Origin of the sequence: Paenibacillus ihbetae (assembly GCF_002741055.1) — a bacterium.
GTDB classification, from domain to species: Bacteria; Bacillota; Bacilli; order Paenibacillales; family Paenibacillaceae; genus Paenibacillus_AQ; species Paenibacillus_AQ ihbetae.
The window spans coordinates 741,768-761,130 of sequence record NZ_CP016809.1; the positions used below are offsets into that span (position 1 = coordinate 741,768).

Annotated in this window: 14 protein-coding genes and 2 pseudogenes; 2 read left to right on the top strand and 14 right to left on the bottom strand. The window is 46.6% G+C overall.

Going from position 1 to position 19,363, the window contains the following annotated elements; all coding sequences use genetic code 11:
- The first annotated feature begins 70 nt into the window (after window positions 1-70).
- A complete protein-coding gene (locus tag BBD41_RS03405; RefSeq protein ID WP_099476726.1) occupies window positions 71-1,225 on the top strand; it encodes a site-specific integrase in 1,155 nt (384 codons plus the stop codon).
- Window positions 1,226-1,292: 67 nt separating this feature from the next.
- Here the strand turns inward: BBD41_RS03405 and glnA are convergent, their stop codons facing one another.
- The 5 genes and pseudogenes from glnA to BBD41_RS03430 all read right to left on the bottom strand — a co-directional run.
- Window positions 1,293-2,621: a type I glutamate--ammonia ligase gene (gene glnA, locus BBD41_RS03410; protein ID WP_077565554.1), complete on the bottom strand. Its 1,329-nt coding sequence runs from the start codon at window positions 2,619-2,621 to the stop codon at window positions 1,293-1,295.
- Window positions 2,622-2,671: 50 nt separating this feature from the next.
- The gene (locus tag BBD41_RS03415) at window positions 2,672-3,082 is read right to left on the bottom strand and encodes a MerR family transcriptional regulator (protein WP_007129961.1); all 411 of its coding nucleotides are present in this window, start codon (window positions 3,080-3,082) and stop codon (window positions 2,672-2,674) included.
- A gap of 82 nt (window positions 3,083-3,164) precedes the next feature.
- Complete coding sequence (locus tag BBD41_RS03420) at window positions 3,165-4,418, bottom strand: methionine gamma-lyase family protein (protein WP_099476727.1); 1,254 nt, start codon at window positions 4,416-4,418, stop codon at window positions 3,165-3,167.
- 444 nt (window positions 4,419-4,862) lie between these two features.
- Entirely contained in the window at window positions 4,863-6,149 is a 1,287-nt protein-coding gene (gene hflX / locus BBD41_RS03425) for a GTPase HflX (protein ID WP_099476728.1), read from the bottom strand.
- A 127-nt stretch (window positions 6,150-6,276) separates the two neighbouring features.
- Window positions 6,277-6,618, bottom strand: a pseudogene (locus BBD41_RS03430) (AAA family ATPase); the annotation flags it as partial.
- A 919-nt stretch (window positions 6,619-7,537) separates the two neighbouring features.
- Here BBD41_RS03430 and BBD41_RS03435 point away from each other — a divergent pair.
- Window positions 7,538-9,142: a hypothetical protein gene (locus BBD41_RS03435; protein WP_099476729.1), complete on the top strand. Its 1,605-nt coding sequence runs from the start codon at window positions 7,538-7,540 to the stop codon at window positions 9,140-9,142.
- Window positions 9,143-9,534: 392 nt separating this feature from the next.
- Here the strand turns inward: BBD41_RS03435 and BBD41_RS03440 are convergent, their stop codons facing one another.
- The 9 genes and pseudogenes from BBD41_RS03440 to BBD41_RS03480 form a co-directional block, all read right to left on the bottom strand.
- Window positions 9,535-11,019, bottom strand: coding sequence for a hypothetical protein (locus BBD41_RS03440; protein ID WP_099476730.1), 1,485 nt, complete (start codon window positions 11,017-11,019; stop codon window positions 9,535-9,537).
- A 511-nt stretch (window positions 11,020-11,530) separates the two neighbouring features.
- Complete coding sequence (locus BBD41_RS03445; RefSeq protein ID WP_099480453.1) at window positions 11,531-12,463, bottom strand: AAA family ATPase; 933 nt, start codon at window positions 12,461-12,463, stop codon at window positions 11,531-11,533.
- A gap of 330 nt (window positions 12,464-12,793) precedes the next feature.
- A pseudogene (locus tag BBD41_RS03450) lies at window positions 12,794-12,988 on the bottom strand (AAA family ATPase); the annotation flags it as partial.
- An 82-nt stretch (window positions 12,989-13,070) separates the two neighbouring features.
- Window positions 13,071-13,730, bottom strand: coding sequence for a YdcF family protein (locus BBD41_RS03455; RefSeq protein WP_099476731.1), 660 nt, complete (start codon window positions 13,728-13,730; stop codon window positions 13,071-13,073).
- Complete coding sequence (locus BBD41_RS03460; protein WP_077565549.1) at window positions 13,730-14,287, bottom strand: ribonuclease FAU-1 family protein; 558 nt, start codon at window positions 14,285-14,287, stop codon at window positions 13,730-13,732. The genes BBD41_RS03455 and BBD41_RS03460 overlap by 1 nt, the downstream gene beginning before the upstream one ends.
- A gap of 100 nt (window positions 14,288-14,387) precedes the next feature.
- Window positions 14,388-17,087, bottom strand: a complete 2,700-nt coding sequence (locus tag BBD41_RS03465; protein WP_099476732.1) for a transglycosylase domain-containing protein — start codon at window positions 17,085-17,087, stop codon at window positions 14,388-14,390.
- 263 nt (window positions 17,088-17,350) lie between these two features.
- Window positions 17,351-17,590, bottom strand: coding sequence for an RNA chaperone Hfq (gene hfq, locus BBD41_RS03470; RefSeq protein ID WP_077565547.1), 240 nt, complete (start codon window positions 17,588-17,590; stop codon window positions 17,351-17,353).
- A gap of 54 nt (window positions 17,591-17,644) precedes the next feature.
- Complete coding sequence (gene miaA, locus BBD41_RS03475) at window positions 17,645-18,592, bottom strand: tRNA (adenosine(37)-N6)-dimethylallyltransferase MiaA (RefSeq protein WP_099476733.1); 948 nt, start codon at window positions 18,590-18,592, stop codon at window positions 17,645-17,647.
- Entirely contained in the window at window positions 18,582-19,361 is a 780-nt protein-coding gene (locus BBD41_RS03480; RefSeq protein WP_077565545.1) for a class I SAM-dependent methyltransferase, read from the bottom strand. Before BBD41_RS03480 ends, miaA begins: the two co-directional genes overlap by 11 nt.
- Window positions 19,362-19,363 lie beyond the last annotated feature (2 nt).

Consider the following 19,363-nt stretch of genomic DNA (forward strand, 5'->3'; position numbering starts at 1 on the left):
GCGCTTTCACCGCATAATGCGGTTTAACATACACCGAAACAGAACATACATTCGGAGGAGAGGGAGTGTAATGGCAAATTTCAAAAAACATAGTACTGGTTGGGAGTATCGACTTAAATACAAGGATCCATTCACACAGAAGTATAAGGAAAAATCACAAAGAGGATTCCTTACAAAAAAAGAAGCACAACTAGCTGCGGCTGCCTTTGAAATGAGTATAAAGGAAGGTTACGAGCAAACAGAGGATATAAAGTTAACCGCTTTTCTTGAACGCTGGATGACAGAATATAAAGAGGGAACGGTTAGAAAAAACACTCTGGTTTTGCATCAAAATAATATAAAGAACCATATTATTCCTTATTTCAAAGAGATTAATTTGAGAGAAATCAAGCCGATTATGTATCAGGAGTTTTTGAATTCTTTAACAGGATCCTATAGTAAACGGACTGTCGAATTAATCCATGCAACGATGCATAATGCCTTGGATAAAGCGGTAACTTTGGGGAAATTAGAAAAAAATCCTTGTGTTGGCGTAACTATTAAAGGCCAAGAAAAAAAACAACAAAGTATTCACTTTATTGAATCAAGTGATATTCCTAAATTCTTGCAAGCTGCTCATCAGTATGGATATATCTATTGGATATTTTTCAAAGTTCTGATAGAAACAGGTATGCGAAAAGGTGAAGCAGCCGCTTTGCAATGGACAGACATAGACTTTAAGAATCAAACAATCACCATTGACAAAACACTTGATTTCACAGCTAAAACCAAAGAAGAGCTGTTTGGTGACCCAAAAACCTTCAACTCTAAAAGAACAATTAAAATGAGTAGCTCACTAACAAATGATTTAAGGTACCACATGAATTATCAGAATCAGAATAAACTAGCGATTAATGATCTATATCACCATGATTTAAACCTTGTTCTCTGTAGAGATGATGGTAATTTCATGCCTAAGTCTTCATTGTTCAATTCATTTTCAAGAATATTGAAAAGAGCTGGGATTGAGAGCATCCCAATCCATGCACTTCGTCATACCCATGCAGTAATGCTACTTGAAGCCGGTGTAGAAATGAAATATGTTCAGGAACGCTTAGGTCATGGGAGTATTCAAATTACTTCAGACGTGTATGCTCACATTTCTAAGAAGATGGAGAAAGACAATATGGAGAAATACGAAAATAGATTTTCTGGGGGCGTTTTGGGGGCACATCCTTCGAAATGACCTCAATCCTCATTTTGCCCCCAAACAAAAAAATCCCCCACGCCATACGGCGCAAGGGATTCCTCTATTAATACATGGTGATGTACTGATCGCGTTCCCATTGGTGAACTTGCGTGCGGTACATGTCCCACTCGATCTCTTTCAACTCATAGAAGTGAGCCAGTGCATGGTCGCCGAGCGCCTCGCAGATTACCTCATTGCGGACCAGCTCATTCAGCGCTTCCTTCAGGTCGGCCGGCAGGCTTGGTATGCCTTCCTCGATCCGCTCCTCTTCGCTCATCACATAAATGTTGCGGTCAATCGGCGCCGGCAGTGCCAGCTCGCGCTTGATGCCGTCAAGACCGGCTTTCAGCATAACTGCAAGGGCCAGGTAAGGGTTGGCGGCCGGATCCGGGTTACGAACCTCGATCCGCGTGCTCAGCCCGCGGGAAGCCGGAATACGAATCATCGGGCTCCGGTTGCTCGCAGACCATGCCACGTAACAAGGTGCTTCATAGCCTGGTACAAGACGCTTATACGAGTTGACCGTCGGGTTGGTAATCACCGTGAATGCACGGGCATGCTTCAGGATGCCTGCCATGTAATGGCGTGCCGTCTTGCTCAGGCCGAGCTCATCCGACTCGTCTACGAAGGCATTCTCCGAACCTTTGAAGAGCGACTGGTTGCAGTGCATACCGGAACCGTTCACCCCGAAGATCGGCTTCGGCATAAACGTTGCGATCAGGCCATGCTGGCGGGCAATCGTCTTGACGACCAGCTTGAAGGTTTGAATCTGGTCGGCCGCCTTCACGGCGTCCGCATATTTAAAGTCGATTTCATGCTGCCCCGGAGCTACCTCATGGTGGGAAGCTTCGATCTCGAAGCCCATCTCTTCCAGGGTCAATACGATATCGCGGCGGCAGTTCTCGCCAAGGTCCGTTGGCGCGAGGTCAAAGTATCCGCCCTGGTCATTCAATTCCATCGTCGGATTGCCCTTCTCATCGGTCTTGAACAAGAAGAACTCCGGCTCTGGGCCGACATTCATCGAGGTGAAGCCCATTTCCTCGGCTTCCTTCAGGCATCTCTTGAGTATACCACGAGGATCTCCGGCAAATGGCGTTCCGTCAGGCAAATACACGTCGCAAATCATACGGGCAACGCGATCTTCGGATACCCATGGGAAAATCATAAACGTATCCAGGTCCGGATACAGATACATATCGGATTCTTCGATACGCACGTATCCCTCGATGGAAGAACCGTCAAACATCATTTTATTATCAAGCGCTTTGGGCAGTTGGCTTAGCGGAATTTCAACGTTCTTGATCGTCCCGAGCAAATCGGTGAACTGCAAGCGGATAAAACGAACATTTTCCTCTTTACAAATGCGTAGTATGTCCTCTTTGGTATAACTCACTTTACCCTCTCCTTTGTCATGAATGGCTTGGTCAAGAATTAACAGCTTCTTTATTTATTAAAAAACCGGGATAACTCCCCTTGAATCAATGAAACCTGACCCGGTCTTTTAGCGGTAATCAATTCCTGCTTCAGTAAACGCCGAAGCTGAGACTCCGACATTTCCCGTCGTTTGCTCTCCGTATCCGCCGTAATCACGGTTGCCTCCTCGGACTCCTTCGTGACAGGGTTCATGACCTGCTTGATGCCGGCGATATTGACGCCCTTCTCAATCAATGCCTTGATCTCCAGGAGACGCTCGACATCATTGAAGGAGAACAGGCGCTGATTACCTGATGTGCGTGCGGGGACAATCAAATTATGCTGTTCATAATAACGAATTTGTCTGGCGGATAAATCCGTAAGCTTCATTACGATGCCGATCGGAAATAGCGCCATATTCCTCCGAATCTCATCACCCATATCTCATCAACCTTCCAAGTGGTCTATTCTGATCCTATTGTACATTTCCTGATCAGCTGCGTCAACCGCATGTAAGGATAACTCACAAGAGATTACGGTCCTTCATACGCTGAAGTGACATAAGCACCCCGTATTTGACATGAGAATAGGTTAGGCCGCCTTGCATATAACCGATATAGGGTTCGCGAATCGGCGCGTCTGCGGATAACTCCAGGCTTCCTCCTTGAATAAAGGTTCCTGCCGCCATAATCACCGGATGTTCGTATCCCGGCATGTCCCACGGCTCAGGCACGACATGGCTGTCAACCGCCGCCGCTCTCTGAATGCCTTGCACGAAAGCGATCAGATGCTCGGGGCTCGTAAACGACACCGCTTGGATCAGATCGGTCCGCGCCTCCTCCCATCCGGGCTTGGTTATGAAGCCTACCGCTTCGAACATAGCCGCTGCATATACGCTTCCTTTCACCGCCTGTCCAACCGTGGAAGGGGCGAGGAACAGCCCTTGATACATCGAGCGCGTCGTTCCGAGCATGGCCCCTACTTCGCGTCCGATGCCGGGGGCGGTCAAGCGGTACGCAGCCAGCTCCACGTAGGATTCTTTGCCGCAAATATACCCGCCGGTTTCTGCAATGCCTCCGCCTGGATTTTTGATCAGCGATCCCGCCATCAAATCCGCGCCAACCTCAGTCGGCTCCATCGTTTCTGTAAACTCTCCGTAACAGTTGTCGACAAACACGATCAAATCCTCGCGGATTGCTTTGAGCCGGCTGACCATCTCGCCAATCTGCGGCACCGTGAAAGAAGAACGCCAATCATACCCTCGGGAGCGTTGGATACCGATGACCTTCGTCTCCGGTTTAATCGCCTTCTCCACGCCTTCCCAGTCGATGCCGCCTTCTTCAGTCAGCGCTACCTCTCCATACCCGATGCCGAAATCCCTCAGCGAGCCAGTGCCATCGCCCGCTTGTCCAATGACTTTATGCAGCGTGTCGTAGGGACGTCCGGTAATATACAGCAGCTCATCCCCAGGGCGCAGCACGCCAAACAACGCTGCCGATATCGTATGGGTTCCGGAAGCGAAATGCGGACGCACCAGCGCCGACTCGGCACCGAATACTTCCGCATACACCTCATCGAGCACTTCCCGACCGCGGTCATTGTATCCATAACCGGTGGAATTCGCGAAGTGATAATCGCTCACCTGGTATTTCTGGAATGCATCGATCACCTTCCACTGGTTAACGTCTACGATCCGATCGATCTCACGAACCCGATCTGCTATGTTCATTTCAATCTGTTGGCTTAAATCCATTAAGTCCTGCGAAAATTTCACCATCTCGTACAGCTCTCTCCTCTATAACACATCATGTCTCACATCTTAACATATCTCGCCTGGTGGTTGCGACCGTTGACCTTTCGATCCGTTTGCGCGCTCTACTTCACTCCGCAGGCAAAAGGCAGCGGACCACCTTACAACGCCGCACGGACAGGCCCGCCCTGCCTTATCACCCGCGGTTCCCCTTGATTCCATCACGGGTCCAACGTATTTCTTTAAAGAGCATGGGTCGGCCAACTCCGCCAAACCGCAAATAAAGCCCCGATTGGGGCTCTACTTGCAATCGAATGCGTATTCGGATTCATGCCTCGCTTGCCTTCTCGATCTTTACTCTATCTAGCAATCACATTAAAATCATCCGCGGTTTCAGCGCCGGCAGGGCGTATCCTTAGAAGACATCAAGCATGTTTATGGACGATCGCTGCCGCCAGGCATCCATGCCGCTCATTGCTGGACATAATCCTGCAGCAGATATCCCATTTTTTCGTAGTCGGCCTTGTTGATCCTCACCTCGTACAAAATATCGGACTCATCAAAAGTTTGCTCCACGACATCTCCTACCCGGTACACAACCGAGCTCAAATCGCCACGGTCGGCCGGGATCCGGAACGTCACGTTCCCGCCGGATAAACGCTCCTGGATCGTTTCGCGGACTTTCGTCAAATCTTGGTCATCGTAGGCGCTGATCTTCAAGTAGCCGTCCCCGGAAGGCAGCATTTCAAGCTGCTCCGGCTGGCAGGCGTCCTTCTTATTGAACAGGACGATTTGCGGTTTATCCGCTGCGCCTAGGTCCTCCAGTATCGATTGGACGACCGCCATCTGCTCCTCCCGCATCGTGGAAGACGCATCGACCACATGGAGAATCAAGTCCGCTTCATTGGCCTCCTCCAGCGTGGCGCGGAATGCCGCTACCAGATCGTGGGGCAGGTTCTGAATGAAGCCGACCGTGTCGGTCAGCACGACTTCCTTGCCGCTAGGCAGCTCCAGCACTCTGGAGGTCGGGTCGAGCGTTGCGAACAGCTGATTCTCAATGTAGACATCGGCATTGGTCAAACGGTTCAGCAGGGTGGATTTTCCCGCATTCGTATAGCCAACCAAGGCTACCTGGACGGCGCCGCTCTTCTTGCGGCGCTCGCGGTGAAGATTGCGGTGCCGCGTTACTTCATCCAGCTGGCGCTTCAAATCGCTGATCCGGTCGCGGATATGCCGGCGGTCCGTCTCCAGCTTCGTTTCCCCCGGTCCTCGTGTCCCGATCCCTGCCCCAAGGCGCGACAGGTTCTTGCCGTGACCCGACAGACGCGGCAGCAAATAGGTAAGCTGGGCCAGCTCAACCTGGATAATGCCCTCTCGCGTCTTGGCCCGCTGTGCGAAAATATCGAGAATCAGCTGGGTCCGATCAATGATCTTCACATCCAGCGCTTCCTCCAAATTGCGTACCTGCGCTCCGGAGAGCTCCTGGTCAAAAATAGCCGTAGTCGCTCCTAGGCCATCGACCGCCATGCGTAGCTCCTCTACTTTTCCTTTACCGATAAACCATTTCGAATCCGGCGTTTCCCGGTTTTGCGTGATGACATCCAGCACGATCACGCCTGCCGTCTCGGCAAGCTGTACCAGCTCCTGCAGCGAATGCTCCGGATTGATGCCCGAGCGCTTCACCGCATCGGTTACCAAGCTCACCAATATCGCTTTATCTTCAATCTCGGTCGAGGTATTATGTGTTATATTTGCCATATATCCAGCTCCTTTGAACAATAACGTACCTTAAAACATATACAACCCGCATTCGCTCCTTCTAAACCATCCCTTTCGAGACGAATGCTTCGTTACCTCTTCATTATGGCCGAAAAACTGCGTCAAATCATTGTAATTTTCCGTTTAATTTGAAGTCTTCCGGCCGAAGCGTCATCAGCTCCAGCTTGCCGGGGTTCCCCGTCACATACTGATTCAGAAGACGGACCGATTGATTGCGGATCGATTTCTCGATCAAATTGCGAACATAGCGGGCGTTGCTGAACGCATGCAGCCGCTGCTCCTTCTCGTTTTGCAGATGCTCCTTGAGCTTCCCGAGCGACTGGGGCATCAGGATGTAATCGCGCTCCTTGGCCATCAGCTCGGAGATTTGGATCAGCTGATCCAAATTATAATCCGGGAAATCCATCTGAATCGGAAAACGGGAATGCAGGCCGGGATTCGTGATTAATATAAGTGAAACTGAAGTTATTTGGATTATTTAACAACTGCGAACAAAAGAAACAACTAAATAGTTAAAGAAATCAACAAGACATCCTGAAACCCCTTTAGCTTATATTTCGTTTTAGGTGCAAAAGTTTCGTCAATTGCGTAAGACAAATATCATATGTAGTGAGTTGTCCACCTATTTCACTTACTCTAGATGAGGAAGCAATGTTTCCTTTAAAATCAAATATTAGTTTCAAATCTCTAACAACTATATCCGAATGTTTTTCAGATTTCAATTCCCTAATTCGCTCTGGTTTTACTACATTAACTGTTTTAACTCGACCAAAATACTTTTTAGCCGTGTCTGTATCATTAAGATGGAATTATTGAAAGTATTAACTCTAATTCTACATTAGGGTTCACTGATATGCTCTTACCGCAGCTTGGAGACGATGAACCCATTAAGAACTGATAGGGTTGCCCCTTCATCTTTAATTAATGTTCTGGTTTTAGGGTCATGATCTAAAGGCTCAACTTCTTCAGAATATACATTAAAAGTAATGATGTCAGCAATAAGTCTCATTTAACGTATTTGAAGCAATATCTTCTACACAATTTTTGTTTACATCAGGAACAGGAACTACACCATCCTTAGGTTCTTTTATATTTAGAGCTTCGTTGAGTTTCGTAGTCATAAGTGATGAGCTGAGATGTGGTAACACCCATCTACTTTCTCCCTTAACAGAAGATTTGCATAATTTAATGCAGATATATATTAAGAAGTTTAGAACAACTAGCCTCTTCGAAAAAAACATCCCAAAAGATAAAGAACCTAAAGAAAAACCCACCGGATAAGGGCAAGTTTCTTTTAACGAAATCAATATTTCGCCTAGATCACTTGGAACAGTTTTTGAATAAAGTGAATTAGGGAGGTGAAACAGATGATTAATAATAAAGATGTTAATCCAGTCAACATAATAGATACGGGTAAGGCAGATCCGACAGGATCTTCTAATAATTTTGAAGCTATACGCAAGGCTTTAGCCGTTAACACGACCGATTCCATATTCATTCCAAAAGGAACCTACCTAATAACACAAAATATCACCTTTCCCTCCTCAAAGAAAATTATTTTTGACCGAAATGCTCGATTAAAACCTTCATTGAACACAGTTGTAACCATTAATGGATCATGGGATGCCAATACTAATGATCAGATTTTTGACTTATCTTTAGGTGGGGAAATAAACGGGGACTTTCGAGTAGAAAAGATATATCCTGAATGGTTTGGCGCTAAAAGAGATGGAATAACAGACGATACTACCCCTTTTCAAAAAGCGCTTGATACTGGGAAGCATGTTCATGGTCAAGGCGGGTCATATAAGGTATCGAATTTAGTTGTGAGTACTAACAATCAGATCATTAGTTTTGCATCTAATTCTAAACTAATAAGCACTTCCCTCGGTGATGTTGTCACGCTAAAAGCAGACTATTGCCAATTAATTAATGCGACAATCAACACTTCCGGTTCTGTTAAAAACGCGATAAAGACACAGGGGTTTAGAGTTACACTAAAAAATTGCACCGTTGAAGGAAAATCAGAAAACGCTTTAGTAGTTGATGGACTTGAAACAATAGTACTTTTCGGGAATTACAAGGGAGGATCAATTGCAGGAATTAAAGTTCAAAAACCGGATCTTTATTTGCAAAATGTATATCTTGAATTCAATACTCACGGACTTTATTCAAATGGTGTGGGTTCTATAACTGGATACCATGTTCACTCGTATAACAATAAAGAAATGGGTTTTTACCTTGTGGGTGCTGACTTCTCGCAGTTTACCGCATGTTATGCTGATACGAATGGCCGCAATGGTTGGCAAATACAAGATACCGTTAACGGATTTAGTCTTATTGATTGTTGGTCATATAAGTCATCCAATGTCTATGCATACGAGAATGACTTTGCAATTAGAAAATCTAAAAACATAAAACTAATTGGTTGTCGCTCATCTGGTATGGGTAGCGAGCCTAAGTTGGCTGGCTTTAATATCGATTCACTAAGTCAAGTTGATCTTATAGGCTGTTACTCCGATAGTCCTGTCAATGGAATAGTTGAGAACAATGCAATACGATTAACTAATTGCTCTGGCTCCCTCTCCAGGTATAATCGATCTGCAGACACCTATCAATCTCAGGGATTAATGATAGAAGATGGAGCAACTATCGATGTAAATATTAAAACTCTTATTCCGCAGCCACTTACGACACCAGGAATCCTTTCATTCGATATTTGTTCCTTAATTAGAAATGATGATAATTCTGATGCTTTTATTCAGAAGAATACTCTAATTATCGCCAAAGGATTTAATGTATCATCACCAGTGACTACCGATAGTGCTTCTCGCATACTCATCTCCTCTCCCGCTTTCGTAACTAAGGATGATGGATTCAATTATCTTAGCTTTAGGGTTACTAATCAAAAGAAACGCTGCCAAGTCGCTTTTAACGTTCAGTATCTGGGAACTGGTCGGGGGTTTATATAATGCATTTGATAAATTAATAAACGACACATCTTTATACTTCAAGTGTGTACCGTTTATTAATTTATCTGTGAAAAACGCCTTTTATTTTAGTGAGTAAATTAAACTGCTTACTTTTTAGATTCGTAAGCGGCTTGTCCCCTATCTGAGTTTCCATATAATCCCAGGGGTTCCATCGGCGATACATTCCCAAGATCAATATATACTTTATTCCGGCATTATACAGTTCCGTATATTATGGATTGCCGGCGATTATATCACCTTTGTTACTGGAACTTTTTGACCGGACTCCTATAACCCGATGACGATCTTCAAACTTCATGGGTAGATAAAAAATTTCTATCTGGTAATTAAAAATACCAAAGACGATTTAGATCTCATCTTTGGTATAATCTTCATGGTGTATGATTATACTGCTTATTCTGACTCATCTTTGAAACATAAAATCCTATAATAGCCATGAGTATACCTGTATAATTGATTCCTAATGCACTCTCTTGTAACATACCGGCCAAAAAAATTGAAAGGACTATACCAGAAAGTAAAGTATAGAGGATTCTTTCCTTGCATTTTAAAACATAGGAGTGTTTCATTAAATTACTAGTCAATAACATAAAAAAGGATACATATGGAATAAGGCCAGGCAATCCCAATTGATAAACAAGAACACCAATTACGCTCTCTGTTCCCATGTAAGACAGCTCCCAGGCAGGTATACCAACCTTCATAGAGTAATAGTTTCCTCCATTACCCAAGCCTTCCCCAATTAAATTTTGTGGCAAATTAAGTATGGGCTCAATGAAACCATTGAAATGTACATCATGACTCGATTTAAAACCTGTGTAAGGAAGTATATAGAATACCGCTATTGTTGCGGCTATAAATGTTAATACGATGGGCAGCGGCGGTATTTTTTTATTTCGCAAAAACAATGTCCAAAGTAAAGATATTATTACTATAGCGATTGCGCCCTTAACCAAGGTAAATAACAAAGCTGTTGCAAGTATTGGAGTTACAAAAGGCATACGATTACCTTTTATAATGTAACAAAGTAACGAAGTAGCCAATATGTAGCCAAGGCATATGGGGTCAAAAATTATTGAAAACATTCTTGGAAAAATTAAAGATCCCAATGGGGTAGACCAGTTTGGATAGGGACTGTATTTTCCTGTTTTCGTTTCGGTAATTACACCAAGGTTAAACCAATCTTGCCATATATAGGTATATTTAGGTAGCATCATCATCCCGAAACCTATAATGGCAACTAAAAGCCCTGTGTAGCTAACAAAGGATAGTACTCTATTTAATTCGATTTTTTTATTATAAAAACTGAAGAACAGTATTCGCCCAATAGCGTAAGCTACAAATATAATAAAAAGCGTTCTGAGATAGTATGCTTTTGCATCAAAACTGGCGTCAGAAATAATAAAGCTCAAAAATGAGACGCCAAAAACTAATGGTATAGTTAATTCGTATTTATACAGCCTTATCTTATTTATATACCTTATCAGCATACACAGCAAAAATACTATTGCAAATATTTCCTTGTTGATTAGTAAAAACTTTAAACTATCACTTCCAATTTCAATATTGGTGAACGTCATACCTATTCCAATAGTCAAGTTTTGAGTTACTATAAGCACAAAAAGATGTATAAACATCAGCATAGTTCTTTCCAATATAAAAACGTAAGTAGCTACAACTGCTATTGTGCATATCACATTCATAAATAATCCTATTGTTGGATTCATGAAATTGGATAAAGACATTATCAAAATTGTTTGTAGAGCAAAAGGAAAGATTAAGTAGAGTTTTATGAATCCACTGTCGCGTTTAACTACACTATTTAATGAGTCAGTATATACAGCTGGTTGAGTCATTATGCACCTCTCCTTATTTCATCCTGTGTTTCATTCTCATATATTCAATAAAAGAGAAAAATAATGTAGTGGATACAGAAATAATTATTGCAAAGGCCATCACATATCACTCCCGATAAAATATATAATTTTAGTTTTTTGCTACAAATTGAATCGCAATCGATACATATGGTATCATCAAAGATTCTTTTTGTAAAATTTTTTTAATTCTTTTACCCTCCCCCATCGAAGCTGGTGCTGAAAGCTGACAACCATAAGGAACTCGAAGCAACGTTGTCAAGTGTTGAAAATATGTATCCAATGGATATTAGAAGCTGTGGAGGCAATAACAGAACAAAAAGTTCCGAATGGAAATCCAGTTGTAAATACTCCTGCGGTCAAAGCACTGACTTCTAAACACTTGTAACTGTTCTATATCGTCCTGTTCTTTGAGTACGCAGAAAAGATGAAAAACAGCATAAGATACACTAAAGCCCCTCTTAAGGATATAATTCCTTTTGAGGGGCTTTTTTCACGAACTAATACTTTCAGTTTTTACGCTACTCTCCATAGTTCCAACCATATCATTAGGCAGGATTAGCATTAAATCTTGTTTAGATAATTTTGTATGTCTGCTCATCAATCTCACTGCTTGATTACGTATCGCCTTTTCAATTAGGTTCCGAACAAGTCTTGCATTGCTAAATACGAACTCATTATTTTTTTCATCGACCAGTAATTCTCTAAGTTTTCTCACCGCTGCTTCACTGAGGATATATTCACGTTCCTTTACCATCTTATGAGCAATTGAGATTAGCTCATCAACAGTATAATCTCGGAAGTCAATTTTGATTGGAAACCGTGAAGGAAGACCAGTATTGGTATCCATAAAGTCAGCCATTTCATCGGGATACCCAGCAAGAATAATTATTAGATCGTCCTTCTTATCCTCCATCACTTTAACAAGGCAATCTATAGCCTCTTTACCAAAGTCCTTTTCTCCTCCACGAGCTAAACTATAAGCCTCATCTATAAACAGAACTCCACCCATAGCCTTTTTGACCAGATCCCGTGTTTTCTGAGCGGTATGTCCAATGTATTCACCAACAAGGTCTGCTCTCTCCACTTCGATCAAATGTCCCTTACTTAATAAACCCATCTTCTGAAACAACTTAGCAACCAGTCTAGCCACTGTTGTCTTCCCTGTCCCAGGATTCCCTTTAAACAACATATGAAAAGATTGGGCTCCAGCCTTTAATCCAACCTCACTCCGCATTTTCTCGATTTGCAAAAACGCATATATTTCATAAATTAGATCCTTAACTTTTTCCAATCCGATCATTGAATTTAATTCGTGAAATATATGGTTAATTGATTCATTCTGTTCAGGCTGAATAGACGATTCCTTTAGTTTTTCCTTTATGAACTCCTTCTCTTCTTCTTGAGATTTAAATGTAATGTTCATTCGGGAATCGTTTATGGTTATTTGTCTAAGGCTCCCGCCCAAAGAAATCACCTCGCAACAACAAAGTATGTAATTGCTTTTATTCTAAAGGTGGGCTAATTTGCTTAAATGCCTCTCAGACGTTCTAAATGCCCGTGTATTCATTTCTACTCGTCTATAAAGTCTTTATGGTGTCTTGACAATTACCTTCGCTCAGAACTTATTTAGAATGGGTTGGACTAAAGCCATATTTTTTATATATCTCAGAAAGCGATAAATTATGTTCATAATGTACTTCGTAAATTAACGGAAACACCTTCTTTCTTTTTAGCATCGCTCTTTCCTTTGAACTACAAGCTGATCCAGCTCCTTCTGTATTTCCTGGAATAGACTGTGCTGGGAAACAGGGTTTGGCGATGGGGACGGTTCCCGCTCGGGAACTGCGCTGCTGATAAGCGGAGGTTCCGCGCTGCGGAGCACGACATTAATCTGTCTGGATGGCCGTCCTTCAGATCGGCCGTTTGCGGCCGTTACTCGCCCGTTCATAGCTCCTCACCTCTTTATCCAAAGGGCTGACTATCTATTCCAATGTATTCTACTGACAGCCTGCTTATTAGAAGTTTCGTCCTCATAGGAGCCCGGCTGCAATCAGAAGCCGATCGGCCGTCCATTTCGTATAGGCAAGCACTTCCCTGGATTTATGCTTCGCCATTGGAAGCACGGTAGATTTCGTCAGCGAAACCGTCGGTCGCTCATAGCCGAGCGCAGCCGCCACTTCCATCGATCTCGTTCCATGATAGTCATGCGTGATGATGATCGAGGTCTTCCATCCCTGTTCTTTCATAATTGCCTGGCTGTACAGCAAATTCTCATAGGTGCTGGTCGCTTTGTTTTCCAAATAAATGTCGCTCTCCGGCACACCCGCCGCAACTAAATAATTGCGCATCCCTTCCGCTTCGGTATAAGGATAGCCGGGCTTGTCGAGTCCGCCGGTTACGATAAACGTGCGAAACCGCCCTGCCTTATACTCGGAGAGAGCATGCTCAAGCCGCTCGCGGAGCCCCGGACTCGGCTGCTCTCCCCACATGGATGCTCCGAGTATGATGCCAACATCCGCCTTGTCAGCCGGATTGCTGACGGCGCTTTCGATCTTCCAGTAGGCATACCCTGACCATAATACGCCGGCCGCAACGAGGATGAGCAGCGCATATAAAGCCCTCTTCATCCATAATTTCTTCCCGGTCATGGCACGTATAACCCGCTCTTCTCCGTTAATTTCCTGCCGCATTATGACTTCCTCCTGAATTCGCCGTTGTGAAATAGCTGCTGCCGATGCTCCAGAGACATCATGAAATAGGGGAATTCATGCGCATCGATCGCCCGGAGCAGACCTTTCGCCGTTACTTTGGCCAACCGATAGTCGTCGCGGGTAATATCATTGCGGTTCAGGGCATCCTCCAGCTCATCTTCATCCAGCAGGAACACTTCGCCGTTGCTGACGACCACAACGTCGAGATACAAATCATCGAACCACGGCACGCCCTGGTCGGTTACGCCCTGCTTCTTGCAAATATCGATATACCACTGCACGATGTTTCGCTTGTCGTCAAACATGGCCGTAACGATATAATGGCTGTCCTTCGGATAATACTGCAGCCAAGAATAGCCTTTGTCCGCAATGCGGTATGTATGGCTGCCATAGGTTTTCCATAATGGTTCTTTCAGGCCATATATGGTGTATAAGGTCAGGTACCCTGTGAATTGCTCGGAATCCACATACCGGGAAGTGAAGTGCCGGCGGGTGATACGGCGCCAATTTGCCCGATCTCCGAATTTACGTTTCATGGAACTTTTCCTCCCCATATCGTATTCCCAGCTTACCACATTTAGGTTTCACACTCAAAACAAAGAAGCCCCCGCTTATCCGCGAAGGCTTCTTTGTTCATTATGGACTTACTTGGTTCGGTTCAGACTCGGTGGCCGGTACTTCCGGCTCCACGATTGTTCCGGGAACCGTCGTGACGTTGCCCGAATCGGTAGTGCCTTCAATCGTTCCAGAATCCTCGCCGCCGGTGCCATCACCTGCATCCGACCCGGATCCACCGTCCTGTCCGCCATCTACAGGCGGATTGGTACTGCCGTTGTCCTGGCCGTTTCCTTGACCATTGCCTTGACCGTTACCATTTCCATTTCCATTTCCATTTCCATTGCCTTGACCATTGCCGTTGCCCTGGCCGTTTCCATTGCCTTGACCGTTGCCGTTGTCTTGGCCGCTGCCATTGTCTTCGCCGCTTGGATTGTCGATGCCATCGCCGGCATCTCCTTCATCCGGTGGGATCACATCCTCAATATCCCCCGGGTCCGGCTCCAGATCCTCCGGCGGCAGCTCGGATACGGCAGCGATCTGCAGCACGTTCGAGCGCTCGGATTCTTGATCCGTTGCCGGGTCATAAGCCGTTACGTAATATTCGTACGTCAGCCCCTCCATCGCGCTCATATCATCCGTGGAGGTGCTGTTCACCGCATCCAGAATCCGCGTGAATTCGCTCTCCGAGGTTTCCCGGCGATAAATCCGGTATTGAATGCCGCTGCCCTGAACGCCATTCCAGCTCAGATAGACGGTCTGATTCGCGCCGTCATAAGATCCGGTCAGGCCGCTGACAGGCTCCAGCTTCGGCGTCTCCACCACCGGCGGGGCCGGCTCGGTGCTCGGGAAGTTTTTCGGCTCATAGGACTGAACCGCCTTCTCCATAATCTTGCCCCAGAGCGCTGCGGACATTGAGCTGCTTCGCTTCAGCAGATGCTGCTTGTTCGGTTTGTCGTATCCCATCCATACGGCCGCCGTCAGTTCCGGCGTGTAACCGACAAACCAAACGTCACGGTTGGAACTGATGCCTTCATAACCGCTTTGCGTCGTACCGGTTTTACCGGCAACCGGACGGCTGATCCGGGCATTCCGGCCCGTTCCGTCCTGAACGACACGCTCCATCATTTCCGTCATCTGGGAAGCCGTCGACTCGCTCATGACACGCTTGCCCTTGCTTCCCTTATTCTCATGCACGACTTTGCCTTTATTGTCCCGGATTTCCTTGATGGCGAAAGCTTCCTTCAGCTCGCCGCCATTGGCGAATGCGCTGAACGCTTGAGCCATCTCGAACGTGTTCGTTCCGGAATTCATGCCGCCAAGAGCCAGGGACAGGTTCGCGTCGGCCTCTGTCATCTGGATGCCCAGACTCTTGGCGAACTCGACCCCGGTTTTAACCCCGATCTGGTTCAGCAGCCATACCGCCGGGATGTTCTCGGAGCGCTGAATCGCTTCCGGCATGCTGATCGTCTCGGAATATCCATGCAGATTGTTCGGACAGTAATCTCCGAAGCATTGCTTCTTGTTGCTCAGCCTGGAATCCTTCGTAAAGTTGCCGGATTCCAGAGCCGGCGCATACGACACGATCGGCTTCAGTGCCGAGCCCGGCTGACGACGGCTGTCGGTCGCACGGTTGAATCCGCCGCGCATGTACTCTCTGCCGCCTGATATCGCCACGATCCCGCCGTTCTCCTGATTAATGATAACCATGGAGCCTTGAACGATCTCCTCATCCGGACTCTCCTCGAAGTTGGCCGGATTGTTGAATTCTTCCTCCATCGCCTGCTGGGCGTTCGCGTCCATCGTCGTATAGATCTGGTAGCCGCCGATATTCAAATCGTCCTCGGTAAGTCCCCACTTCTCCTCGGCCTCATCCATAACGTAGTCGATAAAGGCCGTATATTTCTGCTTTCTCTCCGGCGGCGTATAGTCGTAATCGACTTTCTTCGCCTTCTCCGCCTCTTCGGCCGTAATATAGCCCTGCTGCTCCATCAGCGTAAGCACGACCGCACGGCGCTCCTTGGACAGCTCCGGATTTTTCAGCGGGTTGTATCGGGAAGGCCCCTTTGGCATGGCGGCCAGCGTCGCCATTTCCCACAGGTCGAGCTCATTAAGATCCGATTTGCCGAAGTAACGCTCGGAAGCCGCCTTAATGCCGTAATAAGGTCCGCCGAAGTTAATCCGGTTCAAATACATCTCAATGATCTCTTCCTTGCTGTGCTTCCGCTCCAATGCCAGCGCGATCGACATTTCGGTCGCTTTGCGGAAGAAGGTTTTGTCCCGGGTCAGAAAAATGTTTTTCGCCAGCTGCTGGGTGATCGTACTTCCGCCCTCCACCATGGAACGGGCCATAATATCCTTCACGGCAGCGCGGCCGATCGACCAAATGTCGACGCCGTTATGCTCCCAGAATCTTCTATCCTCTGTTGCTATAAATGCATTAACCAATTGTTCCGGAATATCCTCGTAATCAACCGGATCGCTCTTCTGAATCGACAGCTCGCCCATTAAATTGCCCTGTCGATCATATACTTTCGACGTACCGTAAGCGGTCAGTTTGTCCTTATTCTGCTCCAGGAGCTTCTCGCCGCTGACCAAGATAAACAAATACCCTGCCAGGGCGCAAAATATGGCGATAACCGCCGTAAAAAACAAAGCCCATGCAATCCGCTTGCCTCTGCCTTTTTTCTTCTTCTTTGACCCTGATTTGGATCCTTTGGATGCCTTCGGGTTGTCTTTGTTTTTGTTCACCCTGGACATCTCGTTATCTCTTCCAGCCATTTGTCCCCCTCCTTGCTCCCTTGCGGGATCAAAACTCTGTGCGTTGTACAGGCTCTCGGAAAGAAAAGAACAACCTTCTCAGGTTGCTCTCTGCACTCCTTATAAACTAAACGAAATATAAACCAAAAAGTTTCAAGTTAATCAGGACGCGATCATTCCAAGAAGCCAGGGCCCGCTAATGACCTCATGATTGCAGCGATAATTAGGGAAATCCAGGAATAGAGACATAATCCCAATCATATCGTGCAAAAATCCGTGAAATTTTATTGATCGTTGCTGTTATCCTGCATCAGGGAAACATTGCGCTGTGGCATGAACGTGGAGATGGCATGCTTGTACACCATTTGCTGACGGCCGTCGCTGTCAATCACGATGGTAAAGTTGTCAAAAGCCTTGATCGTTCCACGGATCTGAAAGCCGTTGGTCAGGTATACCGTAGCCGGGATGTTCTCTTTGCGCAGTTGGTTCAAGAACGTATCTTGGATGTTGATGGACTTGTTCATTAGCCGTACCCCCAATGGTTCATTTAGATTGTTTTGAAAAATATATTCAAGATATTAGTGAAACTTTCCTGCTATTATAGCACGGATTTTTTGATAGTTCGCAGAAAAATTTCCCGAGTCGGTGACGTCTACCCACTCGATGTCCTTCATATGGCGGAACCAAGATAGCTGCCTCTTCGCAAACCGGCGGGTATCGCGCTTGAGCAGCGTCACCGCTTCCTCATAGCTGCATTCCCCTTGAAGATACGAAACGATTTCCTTGTAGCCAAGACCCTGCATCGCAACAAGCCCGGGACCGAACCCTTTCTCCATAAGCGCTGCCACCTCATCGACAAGCCCCTGCTGCAACATCAGATCGATTCGTTCTTCAATACGGTTATATAGCATTTGCCTGTCCATTGTCAAACCGACCAGGCATAATCGGTACGGAGACTCCTTCTTCTGAGGGGCCAACTGGGACGAAAGTGGGATGCCCGTCACATGGAATACTTCCAAAGCACGAACGACCCGGCGCAGATCGTTCGGATGCAGCCGCTCCGCGCTCTCCGGGTCTATTTCCGCTAGCCTCCAGTGAAGCGCCTCCGCCCCGTTTTCATCGGCATAACGGAACTGCTCCTTGCGAAACTCCTCATCCGCTCCGCTCTCACTGAATTGGTAGCCGTAGCAGACGGATTCGACATAAAGCCCGGTTCCGCCGACGATGAAGGGCAGCTTGCCGCGCTCCGTAATTTCGGTAATCAAGCGCTGGGACTGCTCCTGAAATTCCGCCACCGAGTAAGGGTAGTCCGGCTCATGGATATCGATCAAGTGATGGGGAACGCCCTCCATCTCGTCTTTCGTAATCTTGGCGGTTCCGATATCCATGCCCCGGTATACCTGCATGGAATCGCCGGAAATAATTTCACAGTCAAATTCCTTGGCGATCTGAATGCTCAGTTTTGTTTTGCCGACGGCTGTAGGACCGATCAGGACAAGCAATCTCGGTTTGGATTCAACTGTCAATGGATATCACTCCGTACGTAGTTTTCGATTGCCCCCGCGGCATGACCGTAAAGCCCAATCGCTCGAACTCGCCGCTGTACCGGGTTTCCTTCATGACAACGGTTTTGCGGGCTACTCTGACCGCCTGTCTCACGCTCTCCTCATCCAGCGGCTCGCCGTTAGCATAAAGTCTGAGCGGATTCATGGAGTCGGAGCTTGTAATCGGCTCACGGAACATCGGATCAAAATAAACGATATCGACGCTTCGGTCCGGCAGCGACCGCAAATATTCCAAATGATGGCCATGCTTGACAATAATGCGCCGCATCGCTTCATCACTCTTCTCGAACTGGCTCTTATAGGTCCTGAGCCCCTCTTTCAGCATGGCGAACAGCGGCAGAGAGCTCTCTAGCGCAACCACGCGGCTGTTCGGCCCGCCTTTTCCGGAAAAAACAAGCGCATCCGCGCCCAGCCCCGCCGTGCAGTCGAGCACCGAATCGCCCTCCTCCATGCGCGAAGCCTCCAGCATCGGGTCCGGTTTGCCGCGGAGCACTCGCTTCAGCCTTACAAAGCCCATGCTGGGATGAAACTCCGTGACCGACCCATCCGGACCGCTTAAGCGGACATGGTCGTGCAGCACGACCAGCACGTCCTCTTCGCCCATCCGGCGGGCCAGCTTTCTTAACGATTGGCCGCCTCTTGGAACATACCGGCAGCCGGTTTCCTGGGCTAAGCGCTTGGCGCGTTCCACAATGTCCGGCGCTTCCGCTTCTCCAGTTGTAATAATCATGA